The sequence below is a fragment of the Rathayibacter sp. AY1C6 genome (assembly GCF_002931535.1).
Lineage (GTDB): Bacteria > Actinomycetota > Actinomycetes > Actinomycetales > Microbacteriaceae > Rathayibacter.
Genome location: NZ_PSWC01000010.1, coordinates 26,212 through 48,120, shown reverse-complemented (window position 1 = coordinate 48,120; position 21,909 = coordinate 26,212). Strand labels below are relative to the sequence as shown.

Sequence of the window (21,909 nt, the reverse complement as noted above, 5' to 3'; positions counted from 1 at the left end):
GCGCAGAGGCTTGACGGCCCCGTCGTGATCCGCCAGGGCCCTACCGTGGGGAGCATGGCCCGCTCGCTCCTCCCCGACCAGCTCTGCCGACTCCGCGTCCACGACCTCGCGACGGGGGAGTCGACGACCGTCTTCGAGTCCGACTCCCTCCTCGTGGAGGCGCCGAACTGGACTCCGGACGGCTCCGCCCTGATCGTGAACGGCGACGGCGGCCTCTTCCGACTGCCGCTCCAGGGGACGCCCGTGCTCGAGCCGATCCCGCTCGACGGGGTGCCGGCCGAGCTCAACAACGACCACGTGCTCGCCCCGTCCGGCGGGCTCGCCTACGTCTCGGCGCGCGACGGGCACCTGTACGCGGTCGAGCTCGACAGCTCCGCCCCCGCCCGCCGCCTGACCGCCGAGCGCGAGGGCGCGCGCTTCAAGCACTACCTGCACGGCGTCTCGCCCGACGGCGCGACCCTCGCGCTGATCGGCGGCGGCGACGCCTCCGGGCGGTGGCGGACCGATGTCTACACGATGCCGGTCGGAGGAGGCGCGCTCACCGCCCTGACCGACGACGAGCCGGCCGACGACGGCGTCGACGTCTCGGCCGACGGCCGCACCCTCGTCTTCAACTCCGAGCGGGCCGGAGGCGGGGCGCAGCTGTTCCGCATCGGCCTCGACGGCTCCGCGCTCTCCCGCCTGGTCGAGTCGGACACGGTCGACTGGTTCCCGCACGAGTCGCCCGACGGCGCGCACCTGCTCTACCTCGCCTATCCGGAAGGGACGGCCGGGCACCCCGAGAACGTCGACGTCGAGCTGCGGCTGCTCGACCTCCCCGGGCGCGCGACGCTCGAGCCCGGCCGCGTGCTGGAGCGCCTCCACGGCGGGCAGGGGACGATCAACGTCTCCGGCTGGGCGCCGGACTCGACGCGCTTCGCCTACGCCGACTACCCGCGGCGCTGAGAGCCTGAGTCCTTGCCGCGCATGCGCGTGAGGGGGATCGATCACGGCGGGGAGCGGGTCTTGAATCGGGAGATGACCATCGACAGCGCAGCATCCTCCTCCGTCACCCGCTCGCCGCTCGGCGACTCCGGCATCGACGTCTTCCCGCTCTCGCTCGGCGGCAACGTCTTCGGCTGGACCGCGGGGCGGCAGACCTCCTTCGACGTCCTCGACGGCTACACGGCCGCGGGCGGCGACTTCATCGACACCGCCGACGCCTACTCCGCCTGGGTCCCGGGCAACACGGGCGGCGAGTCCGAGACGATCATCGGCGAGTGGCTCGCGCAGCGCTCGGGGGACCGGGACGACGTGGTGATCGCGACGAAGGCGGGCCGCCACCCGCAGTTCACCGGCCTCGCGCCCGACACCGTGCGCGCGGCCGCCCGCGCCTCCCTCGAGCGGCTTGCGACCGACCGGATCGACCTCTACTACGCCCACTTCGACGACGAGGCCGTGCCGATGGCCGACATCGCCGCCGTGTTCTCGGAGCTCGTGGACCAGGGCCTGGTCCGCGCGATCGGAGTGTCGAACTTCAGCGCCGAGCGCGTCGCGGAGTGGCTGCGCATCGCGGGCGAGGAGGGCCTGCACGCGCCCGTCGCGCTGCAGCCGCACTACAACCTCGTGGAGCGCGGGATCGAGGCCGACCTGCTGCCCCTCGCCCGCGAGGCGGGGCTGGCCGTCGTCCCCTACTCCGCCCTGGCGTCGGGATTCCTGACCGGCAAGTACCGCGACGGATCGACGCCCGAGGGTCCGCGCGCCGACGGCGCCTCCCGCTACCTCGACGGCCGCGGCCGCCGGGTGCTGGCGGCGCTCGATGCGGCGGCGGAGGCGCACGGCGCCGAGGTGGCGACGGTGGCGCTCGCGTGGCTCCGCTCGCAGCCCGGAGTGGTCGCGCCGATCGCCAGCGCCCGCGTGATGGAGCAGCTGCCGGCGCTGATCGCCTCGGCCTCCCTCGAGCTGAGCGCCGAGGAGCTCGCCGCGCTCGACGAGGCGAGCCGGGCGTAGCCGCAGACGGGCGGCCGCGGGGGCGCGTCCCCCGCGGTCATCGACGCTCCGCGGAGGTGCTATCGTCTAACGGTGCCAAATCGCGGGCACGCCCCGAGAGGGGCTGTCAGACCCGCAGGTGCGCCCCCTTAGCTCATTGGTAGAGCACTTCCTTGGTAAGGAAGAGGTAGTGGGTCCGATTCCCACAGGGGGCTCCGTTCCCCGCAGGCCAGACCTGCGAAGAACGCGCGGCGGGGTAGCTCAGGTGGTTAGAGCACACGGCTCATAATCGTGGTGTCGCGGGTTCAAGTCCCGCTCCCGCTACAGCGAGAAGGCCCCGGTTCGCGCGTCGAGCCGGGGCCTTCGGCGTTCCTGTCGCGCTCCGCTGCGGTCGGCTCCGGAGCGGAGCGCCGTGATCGTGCCGCCGGGCCGGACTCTCAGAGCCAGCCGTTGCGCTCCGCGATCCGGAGGGCGTCGGCCCGGTTGCGGGCGCCCGTCTTGCCGATCACCGCCGAGAGGTGGTTCCGCACGGTCCCCGGCGAGAGGTGCAGCATCCGGGCGAGATCGGCGATCGAGCCTCCGGAGCGCGCGGCGGCGAGCACGTCGGCCTCCCGCTCGGTCAGGGGCGTGCCTCCCTGCGCCAGCGACTCCGCAGCGAGCGCGGGATCGACCACGCGCAGCCCCTGACCGACCCTCCGCACGGCGTCCGCCAGCTGAGCCGAGGGCGTGTCCTTGACCACGAAGCCCGACGCCCCCGCCTGCATCGCGCGGCTGAGGTAGCCGGGACGGCCGAAGGTCGTCACGATCAGCACGCGGCAGGCCGGCAGCGCCTCGCGGAGGAGCGCGGCGGCGGCGATCCCGTCCAGCCCCGGCATCTCGATGTCCAGCAGCGCGACGTCCGGCGTCGAGGCGAGCGCCGCGGCGACCACCTCGTCCCCGCGGCCGACCTCCGCCACCACGTCGATGTCGGACTCCAGCGAGAGCAGGGCGGCGAGTGCGCCCCGCACCAGCGCCTGGTCGTCGGCGATCAGGAGGCGCAGAGCGCTCACCGTCCGCCTCCGGGGAGGGTAGCCGCCAGGCGGAAGCCCCCGAGCTCGCTCGTCCCGACCGAGAGCCGGCCGCCCGCTGCCTCGACCCGCTCGCGGAGCCCGGCCAGTCCGGTCGAACCCGCTGCTCCCGGCTGCGGACCCACTCCGTCGTCCGCGATCTCGACCTCGCAGGCGGTGAGACGGATCCGGCAGCGCGAGGCGCTCGAATGGCGGACGACGTTCGTCGCTCCTTCGCGGATCACCCACCCCACCAGCTCGCGATGCTGCGGGAGCACGGTGTCGGTGGAGGAGGGCAGGTCGGCGGAGATCCCCGCCGCGGCGAGAGCGCCGCGCGCGGCGGCCAGCGCTCCGCTCGCGGTCGTGGCCCGGAAGCCGGACACGGTCGCGCGGACGTCGGCGAGAGCGCCCCGCGCGAGCGACTCCACGTCCGCGATCTCGGCCCGCGCCCGCTCCGGGTCGGCGTCGAGGAGGCGCCCGGCCAGCTCCGACTTCACGGTGATCACCGTCAGCGAATGGCCCAGGATGTCGTGGATGTCGCGGGCGACCCGGCTCCGCTCGCGCTCGGCCGTCAGGACCTCCAGCTCGGCGCGGGTGTCGCGGAGCTGGTTGACGGTGGCGATCGTGCGCGCGAAGGTGGCCATCATCAGGGAGATGGAGAGGATGATCACCGGCACCACGAAGGCGGTCTCGGTGACGCCGTCGCTCTCGAGGCGGACGGCGAGCGTCGCGGAGGCGAGGGCTCCGATCAGGGTGGCCGTGAGGCGCCAGGTGAACACGCACATGCCGACCAGGACTCCGACGTAGGTCCAGAGCCCCGTCACGTCCCGCCCGAGCCAGGGGAGGAGGGTGAAGGAGAAGGCGAGCAGTCCGAGGCAGATCAGCAGCCGGCCCCGCGTCGCGAGGGTCCAGGCGAGCGGCGGTGCGACGAGGAATCCGGCGCTGAAAGCGGCGATGAGGGCGACGCCGACGACGCGGCGGGGCCACTCCGGATCGTCGAGGACCGACGGCACGGTCGAGTACACCCAGAAGAGCGAGAAGACCGCTCCCGCGTACCAGCGCAGCGCACGCGGGGTCCAGAGAGCCGTGCGCAGGGTCGCTCCCGGGTCGGCGCCCGCCGCGGCCGGGCGGATCGGCCACCCTGTCTCGCCGTGCCCGGAGGCGGTGGTGCTGCTCACGCGCTCACCCTAGGACGGAGCCGACCGCGGTGGCGCATCCGTCACACCCGCTTCGTGTCGCGGCGGAAGAAGAACACCGTCCCGCCGAGGAGCAGACCGAGCCACACGAGTGCGTCGACCAGAGCGCCGAGGTCGAACCCCTCGCCGGTCAGCGGCGCTCGCGCGAGCTCGCTGATCCCGTAGACCGGCGTCAGGGCGGCGATGCTCTGCAGGAATCCGGGCATGCTGCTCACCGGGTAGAAGAGGCCGCCCAGGAACGCGAGGACCACGATGACCAGGCTCGTGATCTGTGCCGCATTCTCGCCCGGCACCATGTAGCCCACCATGAGGCCGAGCGTCGTGAAGACGGCGCTCGCGAGCAGCCAGCCCGTCAGTCCGGTCGCGACCCACTGCACCGCCGAGAGCTCGATGCCGCTGGCGGCGCCGACCGCATAGGTGGCGACGACGGCGAGCAGGCCCAGCGCCATCCCGGCGATCATCTTGATCAGAACGTTGACCACGGGGTTCAGCGGGGTGAGCCGCAGCTGCCGGCTCCAGCCCTGCGCGCGCTCCACGGCGACGGCCGCCCCGGTCTGCGTGGCCGACATCATCGCTCCGTACATCGCCATCGACACCATGATGAAGGCCGCGATCGAGACGCCGCCCGCCGCGATCGGAGTCGCGGTCAGCGGCTCGTCGCGGAGCGGGTACCCGACGATGAAGAACATCAGGACCGGGAAGAGGAGGGTGAAGAAGAGGGTCCGCCGGTTCCGCAGCCGCCGCAGGATCTCGATGCGCAGGTAGGTCGTGGTGAAGCCGCCGAGCGCCGGCGAGCGGCGGTCGAGGCGGACGCGGTCGGCGGCGGGGGTCGTTGCGGTCATGCGGAGGCTCCTTCGGAGGTGAGGGCGAGGAAGACGCTCTCGAGGTTCTGGGCGGTGATCTCGACGTCGCGGGCACCGGTGCGGGTGAGCAGGTGGCGGGCGAGGGCGTCGGAGTCGTCGGTGTGCACCGTGATCCGGTCGCCCTGGGCCTCGACGCTGGAGACCCGGGGGAGCGCGGCGAGGGCGGCGAGGTCGGCGCCGGGCAGGGTCGCGTGGACGATCCGGCCGGAGACGAGGTTCTTGATGCTGCTCGTGGTCCCGTCGGCGACGATCCGGCCTCGGCTCATCAGGACGATGCGGTCGGCGTACTCGTCCGCCTCCTCGAGGTAGTGCGTGGCGAAGAGGACGGTGCGCCCGCGCGCCGCGTCGGTGCGGATGGCCTGCCAGAACGCGCGGCGCCCCTCGACGTCCATGCCGGTGGTCGGCTCGTCGAGCAGGAGCAGGCCGGGGTCCGACAGCAGCGCCATCGCGAACCGGAGCCGCTGCTGCTGACCGCCGGAGCACAGTCCCACGCGGCGGGAGGCGAGGTCGGCGATCCCCGCGCGCTCCAGCACCTCGTCGATCGGCCGGGTGTCCGCGAAGAGGCTCGCGGTCAGCTCCAGTGTCTCGTGGACGCTGAGGTCCTTCAGCAGGCCGCCGGTCTGCAGGACGGCCGAGACGAGCCCGTGCGCGATCGCCGTGCGCGGCGAGCGTCCGAACACCGTGACCTCGCCGGTGTCAGGGGCCGAGAGGCCCAGGAGCATGTCGAGGGTCGTGGTCTTGCCCGCGCCGTTGGGACCGAGGAAGGCGACGATCTCGCCGGGCCGGACGGTGAGGTCCACTCCGGCGACGGCGGCGACGGAGCCGAAGCTCTTGGTGAGGGCGGTCGCCTGCACGGCGAGGTCGGTCGAGGTCATGCCCTCAGCCTGTCGAGAGGGTCGCCGCAGTGCCTCGCTCCTCTGTCACCGAGGTGCCGTGACATCCGTCACCCCCGCTCCGGCTCCGGAGCGGGGCGGGCCGCGCCCTCTGCCGGGCGAGGTCTCAGACCGCGCAGCCCGCGAAGAGCACGTCGTCCGAGGAGACCAGATCCTGCAGGGTCAGCAGGCGGTCGAGGTCGTGGCCGGCGGCCAGGGCGTTGGCGCGCTCCGGTGCGGTCCGGGGGGCGAGGCGCCCCTCCATGACCCCGCCGAGGGCGCGGACGGCGCACGCGGCGACCACTCCCTCCGGGGTTCCGCCGATGCCGAGGACGAGGTCGACGCGGCCCGCGGGATCGGCCGCCTCGATCGCGACCGACACGTCGCCCTCGCCGCGCAGCTCGAGCGCGACCCCGGCCGCGCGCAGAGCCTTGATGAGCCCGGAGTGACGCGGCTTGTCGAGCACGACGACGACCAGCTCCGCGACGGGCTTCCCGAGCGCCGCCGCCAGCCGTGCGGCGTTCTCGGCGGGAGGGAGGTCGAGCGAGACGGCGCCCCGGCCCGCTCCCGAGCAGACCAGCTTGTCCATGTAGAAGACGTCGCGCGGGTCGAACAGCGTGCCTCGCGGGGCCAGCGCGATCACGCTCACCGAGCCGGGGAGCCCCTCCGCCGTGAGCCGGGTCCCGTCGAGCGGATCGACCGCCACGTCGCAGGAGGGTGCGGAGTCGCGGCCGAGGCGCTCGCCGTTCGCGAGCATCGGGGCCTCGTCCTTCTCGCCCTCGCCGATCACGACGACGCCGTCGAACGGAGCGTCGGCCAGCACGGCGCGCATCGCCGCGACCGACGCCTCGTCCGCCGCGATCTTGTCGCCGCGCCCGTACCAGCCGCGCGCCGCCTCCGCCGCCGCGCGCACGGCGGCGGCCACCGCCTCCTGCAGCTCGGCCGGGTAGGCGGGCGACGCGATCAGCCGCAGGCCGCTCATGCGCGCGCGGGCTGGGCGGTCGCGGTGCGGACCAGCCGCTCCAGGGTGCGCAGGCCGTCGGAGGAGAGCACCGACTCCAGGTGCCCCTGCACCGACGCGACGTGCTCGCCGCGGAGGGCGTTGACCACTCCCGTCTCCGGGTCGACCGAGACCTCGAGCCCCAGCCGGGGCGTGCGCGCGACGCCGGGGGCGACGGAGGAGAAGGTGTTGTAGAAGCCGATCGCGGCGTCCTCGCCGAACACGTCCACCGCCAGGCGCACGCCCTGGCGGGGCGCGGGAAGCGGCTCGACCGGGAGGCCCGCCAGCAGCGACAGCATCTGGTGGCTGAGGCAGACGGCGAGCATCGGCCGCTCCGCCTCGAGCCGCGCGGTCATCAGCGAGCGCAGGTGCGCGATCCGCGGGTCGGAGTCGTCGCGGGGGTCGCCCGGGCCGGGGCCGAAGACGACGAGGTCGTCGCTCAGCACGTCGGCGACCTCCGACCAGCGCTCGACCCGGGCGTCCATCCCGAGGTGGCGCAGCTGGTGGGCGAGCATCGTCGTGAACTGGTCCTCGTTGTCGACGATCAGCGCGGTGTGCCCGGCTAGGCCGGCGATGTGCTCGGGCGCCTGGGGTCGGAGCCAGAACGAGGCGAGCCGCTCGTTGCGCGCCTCGAGCGCCTCCTGCACGCCCGGCTGCGCGTTCAGGTCGATGGCCGGCGGCACCTCGCGGTGGGGCAGCAGGCCCAGGGCGGAGAGGACGCCCGACGCCTTCGCCCGCGTCTCGGCGACCTCGCCCTCGGGGGTGGAGTGGCGCACGAGCGTCGCGCCGGCCGGCACGGTGAGGCGGCCGTCCGCGCGGAGGTATGCGGTGCGGATGAGGATGGGGGCGTCGACCGTGTAGCCGTGCTCCTCCGGCTCGAAGAGGGCGAGCACGCCGGAGTAGTAGCCGCGCGGCTCCTTCTCGTACTCGGCGATCACGGCGCACGCGTTCTCCATCGGCGAGCCGGTGACCGTGGGCGCGAACATCGTCAGCCGCAGGACCTCGCGCACGTCGAGTCCGGTGCGGCCCTCGAGCAGGTACTCGGTGTGGCTGAGTCGCGACATCTGCTTGAGGAACGGCCCGAGGATGCGGCCGCCGTCCGGGCAGACCGCGCTCATCATCTTCATCTCCTCGTCCACGACCATGAAGAGCTCCTCGCTCTCCTTGACGTCGGCGAGGAACGCGAGCACCTCCTCCCCGGTGGGTCCGGCCGCGGGGTGGCGGAAGGTGCCGCTGATCGGGTTCATCATGGCGACGCCGTCGCGCACCGAGACGTGGCGCTCGGGGGTCGCGCCGACGGCGGTGACCGTCTGCGCGCCGTCGACGCCGGGGGTGTGGATCGCGAAGGTCCAGTACGCGCCGGACTCGTCGGTGAGCAGGCGGCGGAACCAGGCCAGGACCGCCTCGACGGGCGGCGCGTCGGTCTGCGCGACGAAGGCGCGGTTGATGACGAAGTTGGCGCCCTCGCCGCGGCCGATCTCGTCCTCGATCACCCGGCGGACGATGTCGGCGTACTCGTCGTCCGGCACGTCGAAGCCGCGCTCCTCGACCGGGATCTCCCGCTCGGGCAGGAGCCGCAGCACCTCGGCCAGGGGGACGCTCTCGCGCTCGCGCACCACGAGGTTGCGCAGCGGGGCTCCGTCGTCCTTCGCCGCGAAGCCGCGCTCGCGCACCTGCCGGTAGGGCACGAGGGTCAGCACGTCGTCGCCGTCGAGCGGGATGTCGGCCAGGCCCTCGACGTCGAGCACGTCGCCCGTGAACACGTCGACGGCGTCGCGGCCCTGGCGGAGGACCACCGCGAACGGCAGCGTCCCGTCGGAGGCGAGGATGCGGGAGAGGAGCGAGGTCATCGTGGTCCTTGTATCGGGTCGTGCCCCACCCGGGCCCTGACATGCAGAACGACCGCCCGGAGGAGGCGGTCGCGTGCGAGGGGTCTGCGCGTCGGTCCGCCTAGGAGGCGGGCCACCAGGGGCTTCGGATCGACGTGCGCACGCGGCGAGTCTAGGGGAGAGCCGGGCGGCGGCCAAGCGGTGTCAGGCGGCCGGCCGCTCGGTCGGCTCGCCCCGCAGGGTCCGGAGCAGGAGGGTCGCGCCGGCCGTCGCGGCGGGGGTGGCGACGACCGCGCCCCCGGGGACGAGGAACGCCAGGTAGACGGCGATGCCGAAGCCGAGCGAGACCGCGCGGTGCTCGCCGAGGAGGCGGCGGCGGTCGCGGAGGGAGAGCCCCCGGGCGTCGCCCGCGAACCCGGTCAGCTCGAGCGCGAGGGCCCTCCCGCCGACCAGGGCGCCCGCGACGAGGCCGACGATCGAGCCGACCAGCGGCACCAGGCCCAGCAGCACCAGGACCACGCCGATCCCGAGGGAGGTGGCGACCAGCACGGCGGAGTCGCGGAGGCCGCGGCCGACCCCCTGCCAGAAGGTGCTCTCGCGCTCGTCGGGCACGCCGCCGAGGTCGTCCTCGACCCGCCGCCAGATCCGCTCGTAGAAGGGGTCGCCGACCAGCAGGGTCACCGCGGCGAAGAGGACCACGCCGAGGGCGAGCACGGCGCCGACCACCGCGATCGAGAGCACCAGGCGGACGGTGGCGGCCGTGCCCTCGTCCCAGCCGCCGGCGAACGGGGTGAGCGCGGTCACCGCGTCCTGCACCCGCGTGAGCACCAGGACCAGCACGCCGACGAAGACCAGGCCGACGATCAGGGGCGGGATCGCGCCGAGGAGCATCGCCCGCGGCGAGCGGACCCAGGTGCGGAAGCCGCGGAGGAAGAGCCGGGCACCGAGGCCGAGATCGCGGAGGACGCTCATCCCCCGATCCTCGCAGGTGGGGCCGGGCCGGCGGTCCGGCAGAACACCCGGCCGCCCGGGGTGCGGAGCCTCAGACCCGCTCGAACGGAGCGAGCAGCCCCGCCATCGCCTTCGTCCGCGGCGCCGCGTACTCGTCGCGTCGCGAGGTGCTGACGCCCATCGCGACGAGCCCCTCCACCAGGCGCACCGCCGAGGCGACGCCGTCGATCACGGGCACGCCCAGGTCCCGCGAGAGGTCGCGGCACAGGTCGGCCATGCCCGCGCAGCCCAGCACGATCGAGTCGGACCCGTCGACGGCCAGCGCCTCGGCGCACTCCGCCAGGATCGCGCGGCGGGCGTCGGAGCGGGGGTCGTCGAGCTCGAGCACCGGGATGTCGCAGGCACGCACCTGGCGGCAGGCGTCGCCGAACCCGGCGCGGCGGGCGATGTCCCAGGCGCGGCCGCTCGTGCGCGAGAGCGTGGTGACCACGCTGAAGCCCCGGCCGACGAGCGCGGCCATGTGCATGGCGGCCTCGGCGATCCCCACGACCGGGCCGCTCGCGATCTCGCGCGCGGCGTCGACACCCGGGTCGCCGAAGCACGCGATGACCGCGCCGTCGCTGCCGGCCGCCTCCGCCCGGGCGATCTCGTGCAGGACGCCGGGCACGGCGAGCGCCTCGTCGTAGTGGCTCTCGATCGACGCCGGACCCATCGGCGGGGTGACGGCCGTGATCTCGGTGCCGAGCGAGGCGACGGAGCGGGCGGCCGCGCCGATCGCCGCGGTCATCGCGGTGCTGGTGTTCGGGTTGACGACGGTGATGCGCATGGTGGTTCCTCGGTTCGGGTGCCGGGAGGGGGAGGGACCCGCCCGGCCGCCGGCCCGCGGGATGCGGAGCGGCCGGGGCGGATCCCTCCTCCGTGCCGGCCGGATCAGACGGTCGAGCCGTCGCTGACGTGCTCGAGGTCCTCGTCGAGGCGCCCGATCCGCGGCGCGCGCCGCTCGAGCACGGCCATCGCGACGAACCCGAGCCCGCAGCCGAGGAACCAGCTGTAGTCGCCGAGCCAGGTGAACTCCGCGCCTCCCGCCTCCGCGATCCAGCGCGGCACGAGCACCGAGGCGACGGAGGGGACTCCGCCGATCACGGTCGCCCAGACGGCGTTGGGGTTGAAGCCGCGCGAGAACCAGTAGCGGCCCTTGTCGCTCATCGTGTAGAGGTCGTCCACCCAGACGCGCTGGCGGCTGATCAGGTAGTAGCCCGCGATGAGGACGCCGAACAGCGGTCCGATCAGCGCGCCGAGGATGCCGAGCGTGTAGTGGATGGCGGTGTCGTTCGAGTACCAGTTCCACGGGGTGAGCAGCACCGAGCCGACGGCGGCGATCATGCCGCCCATCCGCCAGCTGATCTTCTTCGGGTTGACGTTGGAGAAGTCGAACGCGGGGGAGATGAAGTTGGCGACGATGTTGATGCCGATCGTCGCGATGACGAAGGTGAGCCCGCCGAGCAGCACGGCGAACCAGGTGTCGATCCGCTCGACGGTCTCGATCGGGTCGGTGATCAGCTCGCCGAAGACCGGCACGGTCGCCGAGGCGGTGATCACGGTGAGGAGGGAGAAGAAGAGGAAGTTGATCGGGAGGCCGAGCAGGTTGCCGCGCTTCACGGCGCCGTAGCTGCGGGCGTACCGGGAGAAGTCGCCGAAGTTGAGCATCGGGCCCGAGAAGTAGGAGACGACCAGGGCGACGGCCGAGATCATCACCGGCACCGCGGCGGCGAGGTCGAGCGGCTCGCCGGAGCCGAGGGTGAGCGAGATGTTCTCCCAGCCCGCCTGCGACACCAGGTAGACGGCCAGCACGAGCATCACCACGTAGACCGCCGGTCCCGCCCAGTCGATGAAGCGGCGGATCGACTCCATGCCCCGCCAGAACAGCGCGGCCTGCGCGACCCAGAGGATCGCGTAGGAGAGGTAGCCCAGGGCCGAGAGGCCGAGGAACGACGCCTCGGGCGTGTTCAGGGCGGCCATGCCCGGGAAGAACTTGAGGAAGACGATGTTCAGCGACTGCGCCGCCAGGTAGGTCTGCACGCCGTACCAGGCGATCGCGATCAGTCCGCGGATGATCGCCGGGATGTTCGCGCCGCGGATGCCGAAGATCGCCCGGTTGATGACGGGGTAGGGCACGCCGGTGACCTGGCTGGGCTTGGCGACGAGGTTGCAGAAGACCTGCACGATCACGATGCCCACCACCAGGGCGACGAGCACCTGCCAGCCGGCCAGGCCCAGCGCGAAGAGCGAGCCCGCGGTCACGTACCCGCCGACGCTGTGCACGTCCGACATCCAGAACGCGAAGATGTTGTAGCTCGACCAGCGCTGCTTCCGGAGCGGGGCGAGGTCCTCGTTGGAGAGGCGGTCGTCGTAGCCGGCGCTCGCCGCGGCGGCGGGATCCGGATCGACGGGAGGAGCGGTGACTCGGGGTGCGGTGACTCGGTCGGACATGGGTGGATCCACCTCTCGGGCGGTCGTGCGCAGAGCGGCACGGAGCGGATGTGTCAGGGTGGTCGGGACGTCCGGCCGAGGAGGCGGGGCGTCGCGGAGAGCGTTCCGAGTGAAGTCATCACTTCACTCGGGCCACGCTACGAGTCGGGAGGCCGCCGCTCGTTTCGGCTCCGTTACGGCTGTGTGACGATCCGCGAGAGGGGACGGGCCATGCCCTCCGACGACACCGCGCCCGACGAGGCGGCCGCCCGGGCGATCGCGGACGGGGCCGGACTCGGCGCCCGGCTGCGGGAGCTGCGGCTCTCGGCGGGCCTGTCGCTGAAGGCACTCGCCGGGCGACTCGGCATCTCCGTGAGCGCCGTCTCGCAGATCGAGCGCGGAGCCATGCAGCCCTCGGTCGGCCGGCTGATCGCCCTCGTGGACGCGCTGGGGGTCCCGCTGTCCGCCGTGTTCGACCAGGGCGCGTCGGCGCCGGTCGAGACCGCGGTCGTCCGGGCGCGCGAGTCGGCGCCCGTGGCGCTCGAGGGCGGAGTGCTGTTCCGCCGTCTGGCGCCGCGTCCGCTGGACGCCGTCGACTTCTTCGAGTCGACCTACCCGCCGGGCTCGACCTCGACGGCGCACCGGCAGCTGCTCCGCCACGACGGGTTCGAGATGGGGACGGTGACGCTCGGAGAGCTGACGGTCGAGTTCGAGGACGAGTCGGTCGTCCTCGGGCCGGGCGACGCCATCACGTTCCCGTGCGAGCGGCCGCACCGCATGGTCAACACGGGCTCGACCACGGCGATCGCGACCTGGCTGATCGTCCACCGCTGACACCGCGCCGGTGCTTCGTGCCGGACCCCTGGCGGCACCACCTGCGTATGGGACCCTGGTCCTCGCTCCTCCACAACGGGCGGACGACCGTCTCCTGTCCACACCCCGGTCGGGATCGGGGCGCGGCGGGCCCTCGGTGTCGGTACCGCCTGGTGGGCTGGTCTCCTCGACCGAGGGGTGCGGAACGTGGAGGAGCGGATGGACGGCAGGAACGACGAGGGGTGCCCGCGCTGGTGCGCGGGTGAGCACGACGAGCTGGTCGCAGCGGCGGAGCGGCTGCACCGCTCCGCGGCGAGCTCGGTCCCGGTGGTGCTCTGGGCGCGTGGAGACGGAGCCGCGGGCGCGACGGTGCACGTCTCCCTGTGCCGCCCGGGGGAGTCGGGGGAGGACAGGCTCCGCCTGGAGGCCGACGGGCTCGGCGAGGTCGACCTCGATCTCAGCTCGGGGTCGCGGCTGGCCGGCGCGGTGCTCCGGCTACTCGGCGCCTCGTGAGGTGCGCGGCGGGTCGGGCGGCAGGAGGTCCGTCAGCTCGATCTCGAGCGCCTCGCAGAGCGCGAGGAGGGTGTGCAGCGTGGGGTTCGCGGGCGAGCCGGGCTTCGACTCGCCCTTCTCGAACTTCTGGTAGGTGTAGCCCGCGAGCCCGGCCGCGTGGGCGATCCGCTCCTGGCTGGCGCCCTTGGCGATGCGGGCCCGGTGCATGTTGGTGCCGAGCTCGCGGGCGTAGGTCGCCCAGTCGCGCTCGGGAGTGGGTGTCGACATGCCCGCCAGCTTCGGAGAAGTTCGGCCGCGGGTCAGCCATACAGGGATGGGAAATTCCCGGTGGTCATACCCGGGTGGCCACAGGCGGCGCCTCCGGAGCCCCGAGGGCCCCGCGACGGCAGCGCCTAGTATGGCCGGGTGCCAGTGAACCCCGAACTCGTCGGGCGCGTCTTCGCGCCCACGGAGCCCTATCAGGTGGGTCGCGAGAAGGTGCGCGAGTTCGCCCGCGCCGTCTCCGCGACCTCCCCCCTGCACCACGACGTCGAGGCCGCCCGCGCCGCCGGGCACCCCGACCTCGTCGCTCCGCCCACCTTCGCCGTCGTCGTGCAGGAGTTCACGCTCCAGCAGCTGCTCGCCGAGCCCGACGGCGGGATCGACTTCAGCCGCGTCGTGCACGGAGACCAGCGCTTCGTGCTGTCCCGTCCGGTCGTCGCCGGCGACGAGCTGACCGCGACCCTCTCGGTCGCCGCCATCAAGAAGCTCGGCGCCCACTCGATGGTCACCACCGAGTCCCGCATGGTCGACGCGAGCGGCGAGCACGTCGTCACCGCGATCTCGACCCTCGTGGTCAGGGGAGACGAATGAGCACCGCACTGCCCGCTCTCGCCGAGCTGAGCGTCGGCCAGGTCGTCGCCGAGAGCCGCTTCCCGATCGACCGCGGCACCCTGGTGCGCTACGCGGGCGCCTCGGGCGACTTCAACCCCATCCACTATCGCGACGACGTCGCCGCCGAGGTCGGCCTGCCCGGCGTGCTCGCGCACGGCATGCTCACGATGGGCATCGCGGTGCAGGTCGTCGTCGACTGGGTCGGCGACCCCGGACGCGTGGTCGACTACCAGGTGCGCTTCACCCGCCCCGTCGTGGTGGACCCGCGCGACGGCGCCGCCATCGACGTGGTCGCCAGGATCGGTGCTGTGAACGCCGAGGAGGGCTGGGTCCGCGTCGACCTCGCCGTCTCGGTCGAGGGCCAGTCCGTCCTCGGCAAGGCCCAGGCACGGGTCCGACTCGCGTGACCTCCGCGCCGCTGCTCTCCGCCCTGACCACCCTCCGCGTCGGCGGACCCGCCGAGCGCCTCGTCGAGCCCTCCACCGAGGCGGAGCTGGTCGAGACGCTCGTCGGCCTGTGGTCGGACGACGAGCCGTGGCTGCTGCTCGGCGGCGGCTCCAATCTCCTCGTGGGCGACGACGGGGTCGAGGGCACGGTCGTGCGCGTGCGCACCACCGGCGTCGAGCGGCTCCCCTCCGACGAGCCGGGGCGCGTGCTCCTGCGGGTCCAGGCGGGCGAGTCGTGGGACGGCCTCGTCGCGACGACCGTGGAGCGCGGCTGGGCGGGCCTCGAGGCTCTCAGCGGCATCCCCGGCACGGTCGGTGCGTCGCCGGTGCAGAACATCGGCGCCTACGGCCAGGAGCTGTCGGACACGCTGGTCGCGGTCGACTTCCTCGACGAGGGCGCCCGCGAGCCCGTCCGGCTGACGGCGGAGGAGCTGCAGTTCGCCTACCGCACCTCCGTGATCAAGCAGGGCCGCCGGGGCGCGGTGCTGGCCGTCGAGTTCGCGCTCGAGGAGGTCGGCGCCGAGGGCGACGGCACTCCCGTCGCCTACGGTCAGCTGGCGTCGGCGCTCGGAGTCGCGCTCGGCGACCGCGTGCCGCTCGCGCGGGTGCGCGAGACCGTGCTGGCGCTGCGTGCGGGCAAGGGCATGGTCCTCGATCCGGAGGACCCGGACACCGCGAGCGCCGGCTCCTTCTTCACCAACCCCCTCGTCACGAGCGCGTTCGCCGACTCCCTGCCGCCCGAGGCGCCGCGCTGGCCGGTCGAGCCGACGGCGGAGGCGCCCGTCATCACCCCGCTCGCCGCGGTCGAGGCAGGAGCGCCCGTCGGGCTGCCCGTGCCTCCCCGCGCCGACGGCCTGGTGAAGCTCAGCGCCGCGTGGCTGATCGAGCACGCCGGCGTCTCGCGCGGTTTCGCCCTGCCCGGCTCGCGGGCCGCCGTGTCGAGCAAGCACACCCTTGCCCTGACCAACCGCGGAGGAGCGACGGCCGAGCAGGTCGCCGAGCTCGCCCGGTACGTCCAGGGCCGCGTCCTGGCGGAGTTCGGCGTGCTGCTGCACCCCGAGCCCGTCGTGGTCGGCACCGCGGTCTGAGTCCGCGCGGTCTGCGCGCGCAGGCCCCGCGATCCCGGGGACGCGCGCCCTCCGGCCGCGGCCTCCTGCGGCTCAGCTGTCGCGGCGGATCCAGCGGAAGCCGAAGCGGCAGGCGACGAGCCCCACGACGAGCCAGATCCCGAGCACCAGCGCGACGCCGCCGAGGTCCCAGGACCCGTTCACCTCCGCCTCCTCGAACCCGCTCGGCAGGAACACGGCGCGCATGCCCTGCGCGATCCACTTGAGCGGGAAGACGCTCGCCGTGTTCTGCAGCCAGTCAGGCAGCGTCGTGAACGACAGGTACGACCCCGAGATGAACTGCAGCACGAGCAGCGGCGGCACGATCACGGCGGTCGCGCTCTTGCCCGAGCGGGGCAGCGCGGAGACGGCGATGCCGAGGATGGCCGACGTCGCGACTCCTGCCAGGTAGACCCAGGCGAAGGTCGCCCAGCGCCCGCTGTCGGTGGGCAGCTCGACCGAGAACACCGTCGCCGCGACGAGGAGCAGCAGGGCCGTCTGCGCGAGGCTCGTCACGAGCACCTGGCCGAACTTGCCGATGAAGTAGCTGAAGACCGGCAGCGGTGCCCCCGCGAGGCGCTTGAGCGTGCCGTCGCCGCGCTCGACCGCGATGTCGACGCCCAGGTTCTGGACGCCCGAGAGCAGGATCCCGGCCGCGGCGAGGCCCGGCACGTAGTACTCGGCCATCGGGATGCCCGGGTCCTGCGGGTTCGCCTGCATCACCGCGGTGTCGCCGAACGCGACCGAGAAGATCGTCAGGAGCAGCACCGGGAAGAGGAAGGTGAAGAACACCTGGTCCGGAGCGCGGAAGTACGAGCGGATCTCGTAGCGGGCGCGGGCGAGTCCGAGGCGGACGGTGCGTCCCGGGCCGGTGGAGAGGGTGCGGGGGCGGGTGGCGACGGCGGTCACGCGGGCTCTCCGATCAGGTCGACCGCGTCGCGGTCCTCGCGGATGAGGTCGAGGTAGATGTCCTCGAGGCTGGGGCGGACGACCTCGAGCGCCGTCGGCTCCCCGATCCGGGCGTGCAGCTCGGCGACGGTCCGGGCGGGCTCGGTGGTGCGCAGCCGGTGCAGCACGCCGTCCTCGCGCCACTGCACGATCGGGACGCGCGCCTCGTCCCCTCCGATCGCGCTCATCGGGCCGATGGCCAGGAGCCGCCCGCCGGAGATCACGGCGGCGCGGTCGCCGAGGCGGGCGGCCTCGTCGAGGTAGTGGGTGGTGAGCAGGATGGTCGTGCCCTCGCTCTTGAGCAGAGCGATCAGGTCCCAGAAGGAGTGGCGGGCCTCGGGGTCGAATCCCGTGGTGGGCTCGTCGAGGAACACCAGCTCGGGACGGCCGATGATGCCGAGGGCGACGTCGACGCGGCGGCGCTGGCCGCCGGAGAGGCGCCCGATGCGCGAGCGGGCCTTGGACGTCAGCCCGACGGCCTCGATGGTCTCGTCGACGTCGCGCGGTCGCGGATAGAGGCTGGAGAAGTGCGCGATCTGCTCGCGCACCGTCGCGTTGCCGGACTCGCCGCTGGACTGCAGGACGATCCCCAGACGCGCCTTCCACGCCAGGTCGCCGTGGCGCGGGTCGACCCCGAGCACCGACACCTCGCCGCCGGAGCGGTCGCGGTAGCCCTCGAGGATCTCGATGGTCGTCGACTTCCCGGCGCCGTTCGGGCCGAGGAGCGCGAAGGTCTCGCCCCGGTGGATGTCGAAGGAGACTCCCGCGACCGCCGGAGCGCCCCCGTAGTCCTTCCGCAGGTCGCGGACTCGGACGGCGTGGTCTTCGCTCATCGTCACAGCGTGCCCTGTCGCACCCCTCCGGCGACAGTGATTCCCGATTTCCGCCTCCCTCTTGCCCTCCCCGCCCCGAGATGCCACGCACCCCTCACCTGTCGGACAGGCCCGTCGCAGTACCCGCCGTCACCGTGCGGCACGGTCGAGCGGCGATCGGCGATCCGCGCGTCACGGATCGTCGTCCGCGCTGCGCACCCCGCTCTCTGCGACGCACCCCCGTCGTCGAGCCGCCGCTGCCGATCGACGGCGCAGGCGGAGGAGGGCTAAACGGTGCCGAAGAGCCGCTGCAAGCGGCGCACGCCCTCGAGGAGCGCGTCGTCGCCGAGGGCGTAGGACAGGCGGAGGTAGCCGCTCGGACCGAAGGCCTCGCCGGGGACGGTGGCGACCTCGGCCTGCTCGAGGATGAGGTCGGCGAGCTCGAGGGAGGTCGTCGGGGTGGTGCCGTTCCACTCGCGGTTCAGCAGCCCGTTCACGTCGGGGTAGACGTAGAACGCGCCGCCGGGGGTGGGGCACTCGATCCCGTCGATCGCGTTCAGCTCGGCGACGATGGTGCGGCGGCGGCGGTCGAAGGCCAGGCGCATCTCCTCGGCCGGCTCCTGCGGGCCGGTGAGGGCGGCGATCGCGGCGCGCTGCGAGATGTTCGAGACGTTGCTCGAGAGGTGCGACTGCAGGTTCGAGGCGCCCTTGATCGCGTCGGCCGGGCCGACCATCCATCCGACGCGCCAGCCGGTCATCGCGTACGTCTTCGCGACGCCGTTGACGAGGATCGTCCGGTCGCGCAGGGCCGGCACGGCCTCGACGATCGAGGTCGCGTGCTCGAGCGGGCTCGCGTCGTCCTGGTCGCCGGCGGAGTAGACGAGGTTCTGGTAGATCTCGTCGGCGATGATCCAGAGGCCGTGCTCCTCGGCCCACTCGCCGATCTCGCGGGTCTGCTCGGCCGAGTAGACGGCGCCGGTGGGGTTGGAGGGGGAGACGAACAGGAGCACCTTGGTGCGCTCGGTGCGCGCGGCCTCCAGCTGCTCGACCGTGACCAGGTAGCCCTGGTCGGCGCCGGCGAACACGTCCACCTGCACGCCGCCGGCGAGCTTGATCGCCTCCGGGTAGGTGGTCCAGTACGGGGTCGGCACCAGCACCTCGTCGCCGTCGTCCAAGAGGGTCTGGAAGGCCTGGTAGACGGCCTGCTTGCCGCCGTTGGTGACCACGACCTGCGAGGGGTCGACGGCCCATCCGGAGTCGCGCGCCGTCTTCTCCGCGATGGCCGCGCGGAGGTCGGGGAGGCCCGCCGCGGGGGTGTAGCGGTAGTTCCCCGGGTCGAGCACGGCGGCCGAGGCGGCCTCGACGATGTGCTCGGGAGTGAGGAAGTCGGGCTCGCCGGCGGCGTAGGACACGACCGGGCGGCCCTGGGCCTGGAGGGCCTTCGCCTTGGCGTCGACCTTCAGAGTGGCGGACTCGGCGATGGCGGCGATGCGGGCGGAGATGCGCGTGGTGGAGGACACGACGGCCAGCGTATCCTGCGCGCGCACGGGGCTCCGAGGCCCCCCGCCGCTCGGCTGGACACGCCCTGCGGGTCCACGTACACTCGTCCGAGGTAGTCGATCTCTGCCCTCATCCACAGCGCCCGCGAGGGTCGTGGCGGTGGGGCGGCGGGTCGGTCTCCTCCTCGGATGCTCGCAACGGCATCCATAGGGCGGTGGCTCAATTGGTAGAGCAGCGGTCTCCAAAACCGCAGGTTGCAGGTTCGAGCCCTGTCCGCCCTGCACATCGATGCCCGTCGCACGCGGTCCCCGCGACGCTGCGGTCATCGGTCCAGGGCCGCCCATGACGGGCGGTCGGCCACACCGGAGGTTCCGGTGCGGGAAAGGTGCGTGCAGGTGGCCGGGAAAGCAGTCGACGAGCCGAGCGAGGACGTCGTCGCGATCGCCAATCAGCAGCGAGCCGCGCGGCGCAACCCGTTCGCGCGCATCGCCCTCTTCATCCGGCAGGTCATCGCCGAGCTGAAGAAGGTCGTGACGCCCACCCGCAAGGAGCTGGGCAATTACGTCGTGGTCGTGCTGATCTTCGTCGTCATCATGATGGCGCTGGTGTCCTTCCTCGACTGGGTGTTCGCCCTGGCCGTGACGTACGTGTTCGGCACACCCGCCGCCTGACCCGAGAGCATCCGGGCCGCGCGAGCGGAGGGTGCCGGCGACAGCGGGACGCGCCCCGAGGGGCGCGACCGATCGATCGAGAGAGAGTTGTGACGAGTGTCTGACAGAAACCGCGACGACGTCGACTGGGCGACGGCTGCCGAGCAGTCGTCGGAGGTCGAGGAGGAGCAGGAGGGCGACGTCCAGTCGCAGGCTGAGGACGCCGTCGAGCCCGCCGAGCAGGGTGCGCTGAGCATCATCGACGAGAACGAGTCCGAGGACGACCTCGCCTCCGACCTCGAGGCAGCGCTGGACGCCATCGGCTCCGTCGACGACCCCGAGGCCGACTCCGCGGTCGACGAGGCCGCGCACATCGACACCGTCGAGGAGGCCGAAGCGGCCCTCGAGGCCGTCGAGGACGAGGCCGAGGTCGCCGCCGAGGACGCCGAGGCCGCCGGTGAGGACCTCGCCGACATCGACCCGTACGAGGCCTTCCGCACCGAGCTGCGCGGCAAGCCGGGCAAGTGGTACGTCATCCACTCCTACGCCGGCTTCGAGAAGCGCGTGAAGTCCAACATCGAGAACCGCAAGGTCTCGCTCGAGGCCGAGGACTACATCTTCGAGGTCCAGGTCCCGATGGAGGACGTGGTCGAGATCAAGAACGGCCAGCGCAAGATGGTCACCCGCGTGCGCATCCCCGGCTACGTGCTGGTGCGCATGGACCTCAACGAGGACTCGTGGTCGGTCGTCCGCCACACGCCGGGCGTCACCGGCTTCGTGGGCAACGCCCACAACCCGACCCCGCTGCGCTTCGAGGAGGCCTTCACGATGCTGAAGAGCCTCGTCGAGATCAAGGACGTCGCCCCCTCGAAGACCTCCGGCGCGAAGGGCCAGAAGCAGGCCCAGCGCGTGCTGCCCGCCGAGGTCGACTTCGAGATCGGCGAGACCATCACCATCAAGGAGGGCTCGTTCGCGGGTCTTCCCGGCTCGATCAGCGAGATCAAGCCCGAGAGCGGCAAGCTCACCGTGCTCGTCTCGCTCTTCGAGCGCGAGACCCCGGTCGAGCTGTCGTTCGACCAGGTCACCAAGCTCTGACGCGTCGCCTCCGCGCCGCATGAACGCCCCCTCCGCACGTCGGAGGGGGCGTTCGCCGTTCCGGGCGGCGCCCCCTCCGGCACCGCCCCACGCGCCCCCGGGCGTCGGCCCCTCCTCCGCCCTGTCGGGGGTGGCCCCGCTCGTGTAAGCTCGTACGGGTTTTCGTGTCGGCGCCCGCCTCTGTGCGCGCCGGACGACCCTCCTCCACCGCGATCCGGCACCGTCGGATGCGCGGGAGAGCGGCCGGGAGCCCCCGACCGCTCGAACCCTGAGAAAAGGAATCAGAATGGCCCCCAAGAAGAAGGTCACCGGCCTGATCAAGCTCCAGATCAAGGCCGGCGCGGCCAACCCCGCGCCCCCGATCGGTCCGGCGCTCGGTCAGCACGGCGTCAACATCATGGAGTTCTGCAAGGCGTACAACGCGCAGACCGAGTCGCAGCGCGGCAACGTCATCCCCGTCGAGATCACCGTCTACGAGGACCGCTCGTTCACCTTCGTGCTGAAGACCCCGCCCGCGGCGGAGCTCATCAAGAAGGCCGCCGGCGTCGCCAAGGGCTCCTCGACCCCGCACACCGTGAAGGTCGCGAAGCTCACCCAGGCGCAGGTCCGCGAGATCGCCGAGGCGAAGCAGGTCGACCTGAACGCCAACGACATCGACGCCGCCGCGAAGATCATCGCCGGCACCGCCCGCTCGATGGGCATCACGGTCGAGTAGCGCGACTCGCTGCTCGACGGCGGGAGCGACGCGCCCACCGGCGCGGACCCACCGCGGAAGCCTCGAGAACCCGACGGCGGCCCCTCAGCGGGGTCGCACGCCCGGTCCGGAAACGCCTCTGCACGACCTCTCCGCCTCCCGCGAGCAGCAGTCACGGCCGCGATCGCGGCACCACTAGAACTCCATCACCCCCGTGGGAGAGCCCGCCAGGCTCTAGAACCACATTCTCGTTTCAAGGAGAAAC

The 21,909-nt window shown here is 72.8% G+C and carries 23 protein-coding genes and 3 tRNA genes; 13 read left to right on the top strand and 13 right to left on the bottom strand.

Features of this window, described 5'->3' with window-relative positions; genetic code table 11:
* Nucleotides 1-54 precede the first annotated feature (54 nt).
* From C5D36_RS08145 to C5D36_RS08130, 4 genes are all read left to right on the top strand, one after another.
* Complete coding sequence (locus C5D36_RS08145) at nt 55-945, top strand: PD40 domain-containing protein (RefSeq protein WP_104295593.1); 891 nt, start codon at nt 55-57, stop codon at nt 943-945.
* A 72-nt stretch (nt 946-1,017) separates the two neighbouring features.
* Nucleotides 1,018-1,989, top strand: coding sequence for an aldo/keto reductase (locus tag C5D36_RS08140; protein ID WP_104238294.1), 972 nt, complete (start codon nt 1,018-1,020; stop codon nt 1,987-1,989).
* Nucleotides 1,990-2,111: 122 nt separating this feature from the next.
* A tRNA-Thr gene (locus tag C5D36_RS08135) sits at nt 2,112-2,183 on the top strand.
* Nucleotides 2,184-2,218: 35 nt separating this feature from the next.
* Nucleotides 2,219-2,292: transfer RNA gene (locus tag C5D36_RS08130), tRNA-Met, on the top strand.
* Between the two features lie 113 nt (nt 2,293-2,405).
* Here C5D36_RS08130 and C5D36_RS08125 read toward each other — a convergent pair.
* From C5D36_RS08125 to C5D36_RS08085, 9 genes are all read right to left on the bottom strand, one after another.
* Nucleotides 2,406-3,017, bottom strand: a complete 612-nt coding sequence (locus C5D36_RS08125; protein WP_181072820.1) for a response regulator — start codon at nt 3,015-3,017, stop codon at nt 2,406-2,408.
* Nucleotides 3,014-4,192: a sensor histidine kinase gene (locus C5D36_RS08120; RefSeq protein WP_258062892.1), complete on the bottom strand. Its 1,179-nt coding sequence runs from the start codon at nt 4,190-4,192 to the stop codon at nt 3,014-3,016. Before C5D36_RS08120 ends, C5D36_RS08125 begins: the two co-directional genes overlap by 4 nt.
* A 41-nt stretch (nt 4,193-4,233) precedes the next feature.
* Nucleotides 4,234-5,052: an ABC transporter permease gene (locus C5D36_RS08115; RefSeq protein WP_104238293.1), complete on the bottom strand. Its 819-nt coding sequence runs from the start codon at nt 5,050-5,052 to the stop codon at nt 4,234-4,236.
* Nucleotides 5,049-5,948 carry an ABC transporter ATP-binding protein gene (locus tag C5D36_RS08110; RefSeq protein ID WP_104249794.1) on the bottom strand — a complete coding sequence of 300 codons (900 nt, stop codon included), beginning with the start codon at nt 5,946-5,948 and terminating at the stop codon, nt 5,049-5,051. Before C5D36_RS08110 ends, C5D36_RS08115 begins: the two co-directional genes overlap by 4 nt.
* Nucleotides 5,949-6,072: 124 nt before the next feature.
* Nucleotides 6,073-6,927: a fructose-bisphosphatase class II family protein gene (locus C5D36_RS08105; protein ID WP_104295592.1), complete on the bottom strand. Its 855-nt coding sequence runs from the start codon at nt 6,925-6,927 to the stop codon at nt 6,073-6,075.
* The gene (locus tag C5D36_RS08100; protein WP_104295591.1) at nt 6,924-8,795 is read right to left on the bottom strand and encodes an anthranilate synthase family protein; all 1,872 of its coding nucleotides are present in this window, start codon (nt 8,793-8,795) and stop codon (nt 6,924-6,926) included. The genes C5D36_RS08105 and C5D36_RS08100 overlap by 4 nt, the downstream gene beginning before the upstream one ends.
* A gap of 183 nt (nt 8,796-8,978) precedes the next feature.
* Nucleotides 8,979-9,746 (bottom strand): EI24 domain-containing protein, encoded by a 768-nt coding sequence (locus C5D36_RS08095; RefSeq protein ID WP_104223620.1) that lies wholly within the window; start codon nt 9,744-9,746, stop codon nt 8,979-8,981.
* 70 nt (nt 9,747-9,816) lie between these two features.
* Nucleotides 9,817-10,551 (bottom strand): aspartate/glutamate racemase family protein, encoded by a 735-nt coding sequence (locus C5D36_RS08090; RefSeq protein ID WP_104295590.1) that lies wholly within the window; start codon nt 10,549-10,551, stop codon nt 9,817-9,819.
* Between the two features lie 104 nt (nt 10,552-10,655).
* Nucleotides 10,656-12,215, bottom strand: a complete 1,560-nt coding sequence (locus C5D36_RS08085) for an NCS1 family nucleobase:cation symporter-1 (RefSeq protein ID WP_104295589.1) — start codon at nt 12,213-12,215, stop codon at nt 10,656-10,658.
* 210 nt (nt 12,216-12,425) lie between these two features.
* Here C5D36_RS08085 and C5D36_RS08080 point away from each other — a divergent pair, with 210 nt between their 5' ends.
* Nucleotides 12,426-13,028: a helix-turn-helix domain-containing protein gene (locus C5D36_RS08080; protein ID WP_104227043.1), complete on the top strand. Its 603-nt coding sequence runs from the start codon at nt 12,426-12,428 to the stop codon at nt 13,026-13,028.
* Nucleotides 13,029-13,226: 198 nt separating this feature from the next.
* Nucleotides 13,227-13,520: a DUF6907 domain-containing protein gene (locus C5D36_RS08075; RefSeq protein ID WP_104295588.1), complete on the top strand. Its 294-nt coding sequence runs from the start codon at nt 13,227-13,229 to the stop codon at nt 13,518-13,520.
* Here C5D36_RS08075 and C5D36_RS08070 read toward each other — a convergent pair.
* Entirely contained in the window at nt 13,503-13,787 is a 285-nt protein-coding gene (locus C5D36_RS08070; RefSeq protein ID WP_104223625.1) for a helix-turn-helix domain-containing protein, read from the bottom strand. The two genes, C5D36_RS08075 and C5D36_RS08070, sit on opposite strands and share 18 nt — an antisense overlap.
* Before the next feature lie 138 nt (nt 13,788-13,925).
* Between C5D36_RS08070 and C5D36_RS08065 the strand changes: the two genes are divergently transcribed.
* From C5D36_RS08065 to C5D36_RS08055, 3 genes are read left to right on the top strand one after another with little or no spacing between them, the layout of a single operon-like run.
* Nucleotides 13,926-14,372: a MaoC family dehydratase N-terminal domain-containing protein gene (locus C5D36_RS08065; RefSeq protein WP_104227045.1), complete on the top strand. Its 447-nt coding sequence runs from the start codon at nt 13,926-13,928 to the stop codon at nt 14,370-14,372.
* Nucleotides 14,369-14,800, top strand: a complete 432-nt coding sequence (locus tag C5D36_RS08060) for a MaoC family dehydratase (protein WP_104295587.1) — start codon at nt 14,369-14,371, stop codon at nt 14,798-14,800. The genes C5D36_RS08065 and C5D36_RS08060 overlap by 4 nt, the downstream gene beginning before the upstream one ends.
* Nucleotides 14,797-15,927 (top strand): UDP-N-acetylmuramate dehydrogenase, encoded by a 1,131-nt coding sequence (locus tag C5D36_RS08055; protein ID WP_104295586.1) that lies wholly within the window; start codon nt 14,797-14,799, stop codon nt 15,925-15,927. The genes C5D36_RS08060 and C5D36_RS08055 overlap by 4 nt, the downstream gene beginning before the upstream one ends.
* Nucleotides 15,928-15,999: 72 nt before the next feature.
* Here C5D36_RS08055 and C5D36_RS08050 read toward each other — a convergent pair whose 3' ends face one another.
* The 3 genes from C5D36_RS08050 to C5D36_RS08040 form a co-directional block, all read right to left on the bottom strand.
* Nucleotides 16,000-16,854, bottom strand: a complete 855-nt coding sequence (locus tag C5D36_RS08050) for an ABC transporter permease (RefSeq protein ID WP_104223629.1) — start codon at nt 16,852-16,854, stop codon at nt 16,000-16,002.
* Nucleotides 16,851-17,726 carry an ABC transporter ATP-binding protein gene (locus C5D36_RS08045; protein ID WP_104295612.1) on the bottom strand — a complete coding sequence of 292 codons (876 nt, stop codon included), beginning with the start codon at nt 17,724-17,726 and terminating at the stop codon, nt 16,851-16,853. Before C5D36_RS08045 ends, C5D36_RS08050 begins: the two co-directional genes overlap by 4 nt.
* Before the next feature lie 266 nt (nt 17,727-17,992).
* Entirely contained in the window at nt 17,993-19,234 is a 1,242-nt protein-coding gene (locus C5D36_RS08040; RefSeq protein ID WP_374953565.1) for a pyridoxal phosphate-dependent aminotransferase, read from the bottom strand.
* 179 nt (nt 19,235-19,413) lie between these two features.
* Between C5D36_RS08040 and C5D36_RS08035 the strand changes: the two genes are divergently transcribed.
* The 4 genes from C5D36_RS08035 (at nt 19,414) to rplK (ending at nt 21,665) form a co-directional block, all read left to right on the top strand.
* Nucleotides 19,414-19,486 (top strand) — tRNA-Trp (locus C5D36_RS08035).
* A 114-nt stretch (nt 19,487-19,600) separates the two neighbouring features.
* Nucleotides 19,601-19,876 (top strand): preprotein translocase subunit SecE, encoded by a 276-nt coding sequence (gene secE, locus C5D36_RS08030; RefSeq protein ID WP_068208793.1) that lies wholly within the window; start codon nt 19,601-19,603, stop codon nt 19,874-19,876.
* A gap of 96 nt (nt 19,877-19,972) precedes the next feature.
* The gene (gene nusG / locus C5D36_RS08025; protein WP_104234235.1) at nt 19,973-20,950 is read left to right on the top strand and encodes a transcription termination/antitermination protein NusG; all 978 of its coding nucleotides are present in this window, start codon (nt 19,973-19,975) and stop codon (nt 20,948-20,950) included.
* Nucleotides 20,951-21,236: 286 nt separating this feature from the next.
* A complete protein-coding gene (gene rplK / locus C5D36_RS08020; RefSeq protein WP_104223632.1) occupies nt 21,237-21,665 on the top strand; it encodes a 50S ribosomal protein L11 in 429 nt (142 codons plus the stop codon).
* Nucleotides 21,666-21,909: the final 244 nt, after the last annotated feature.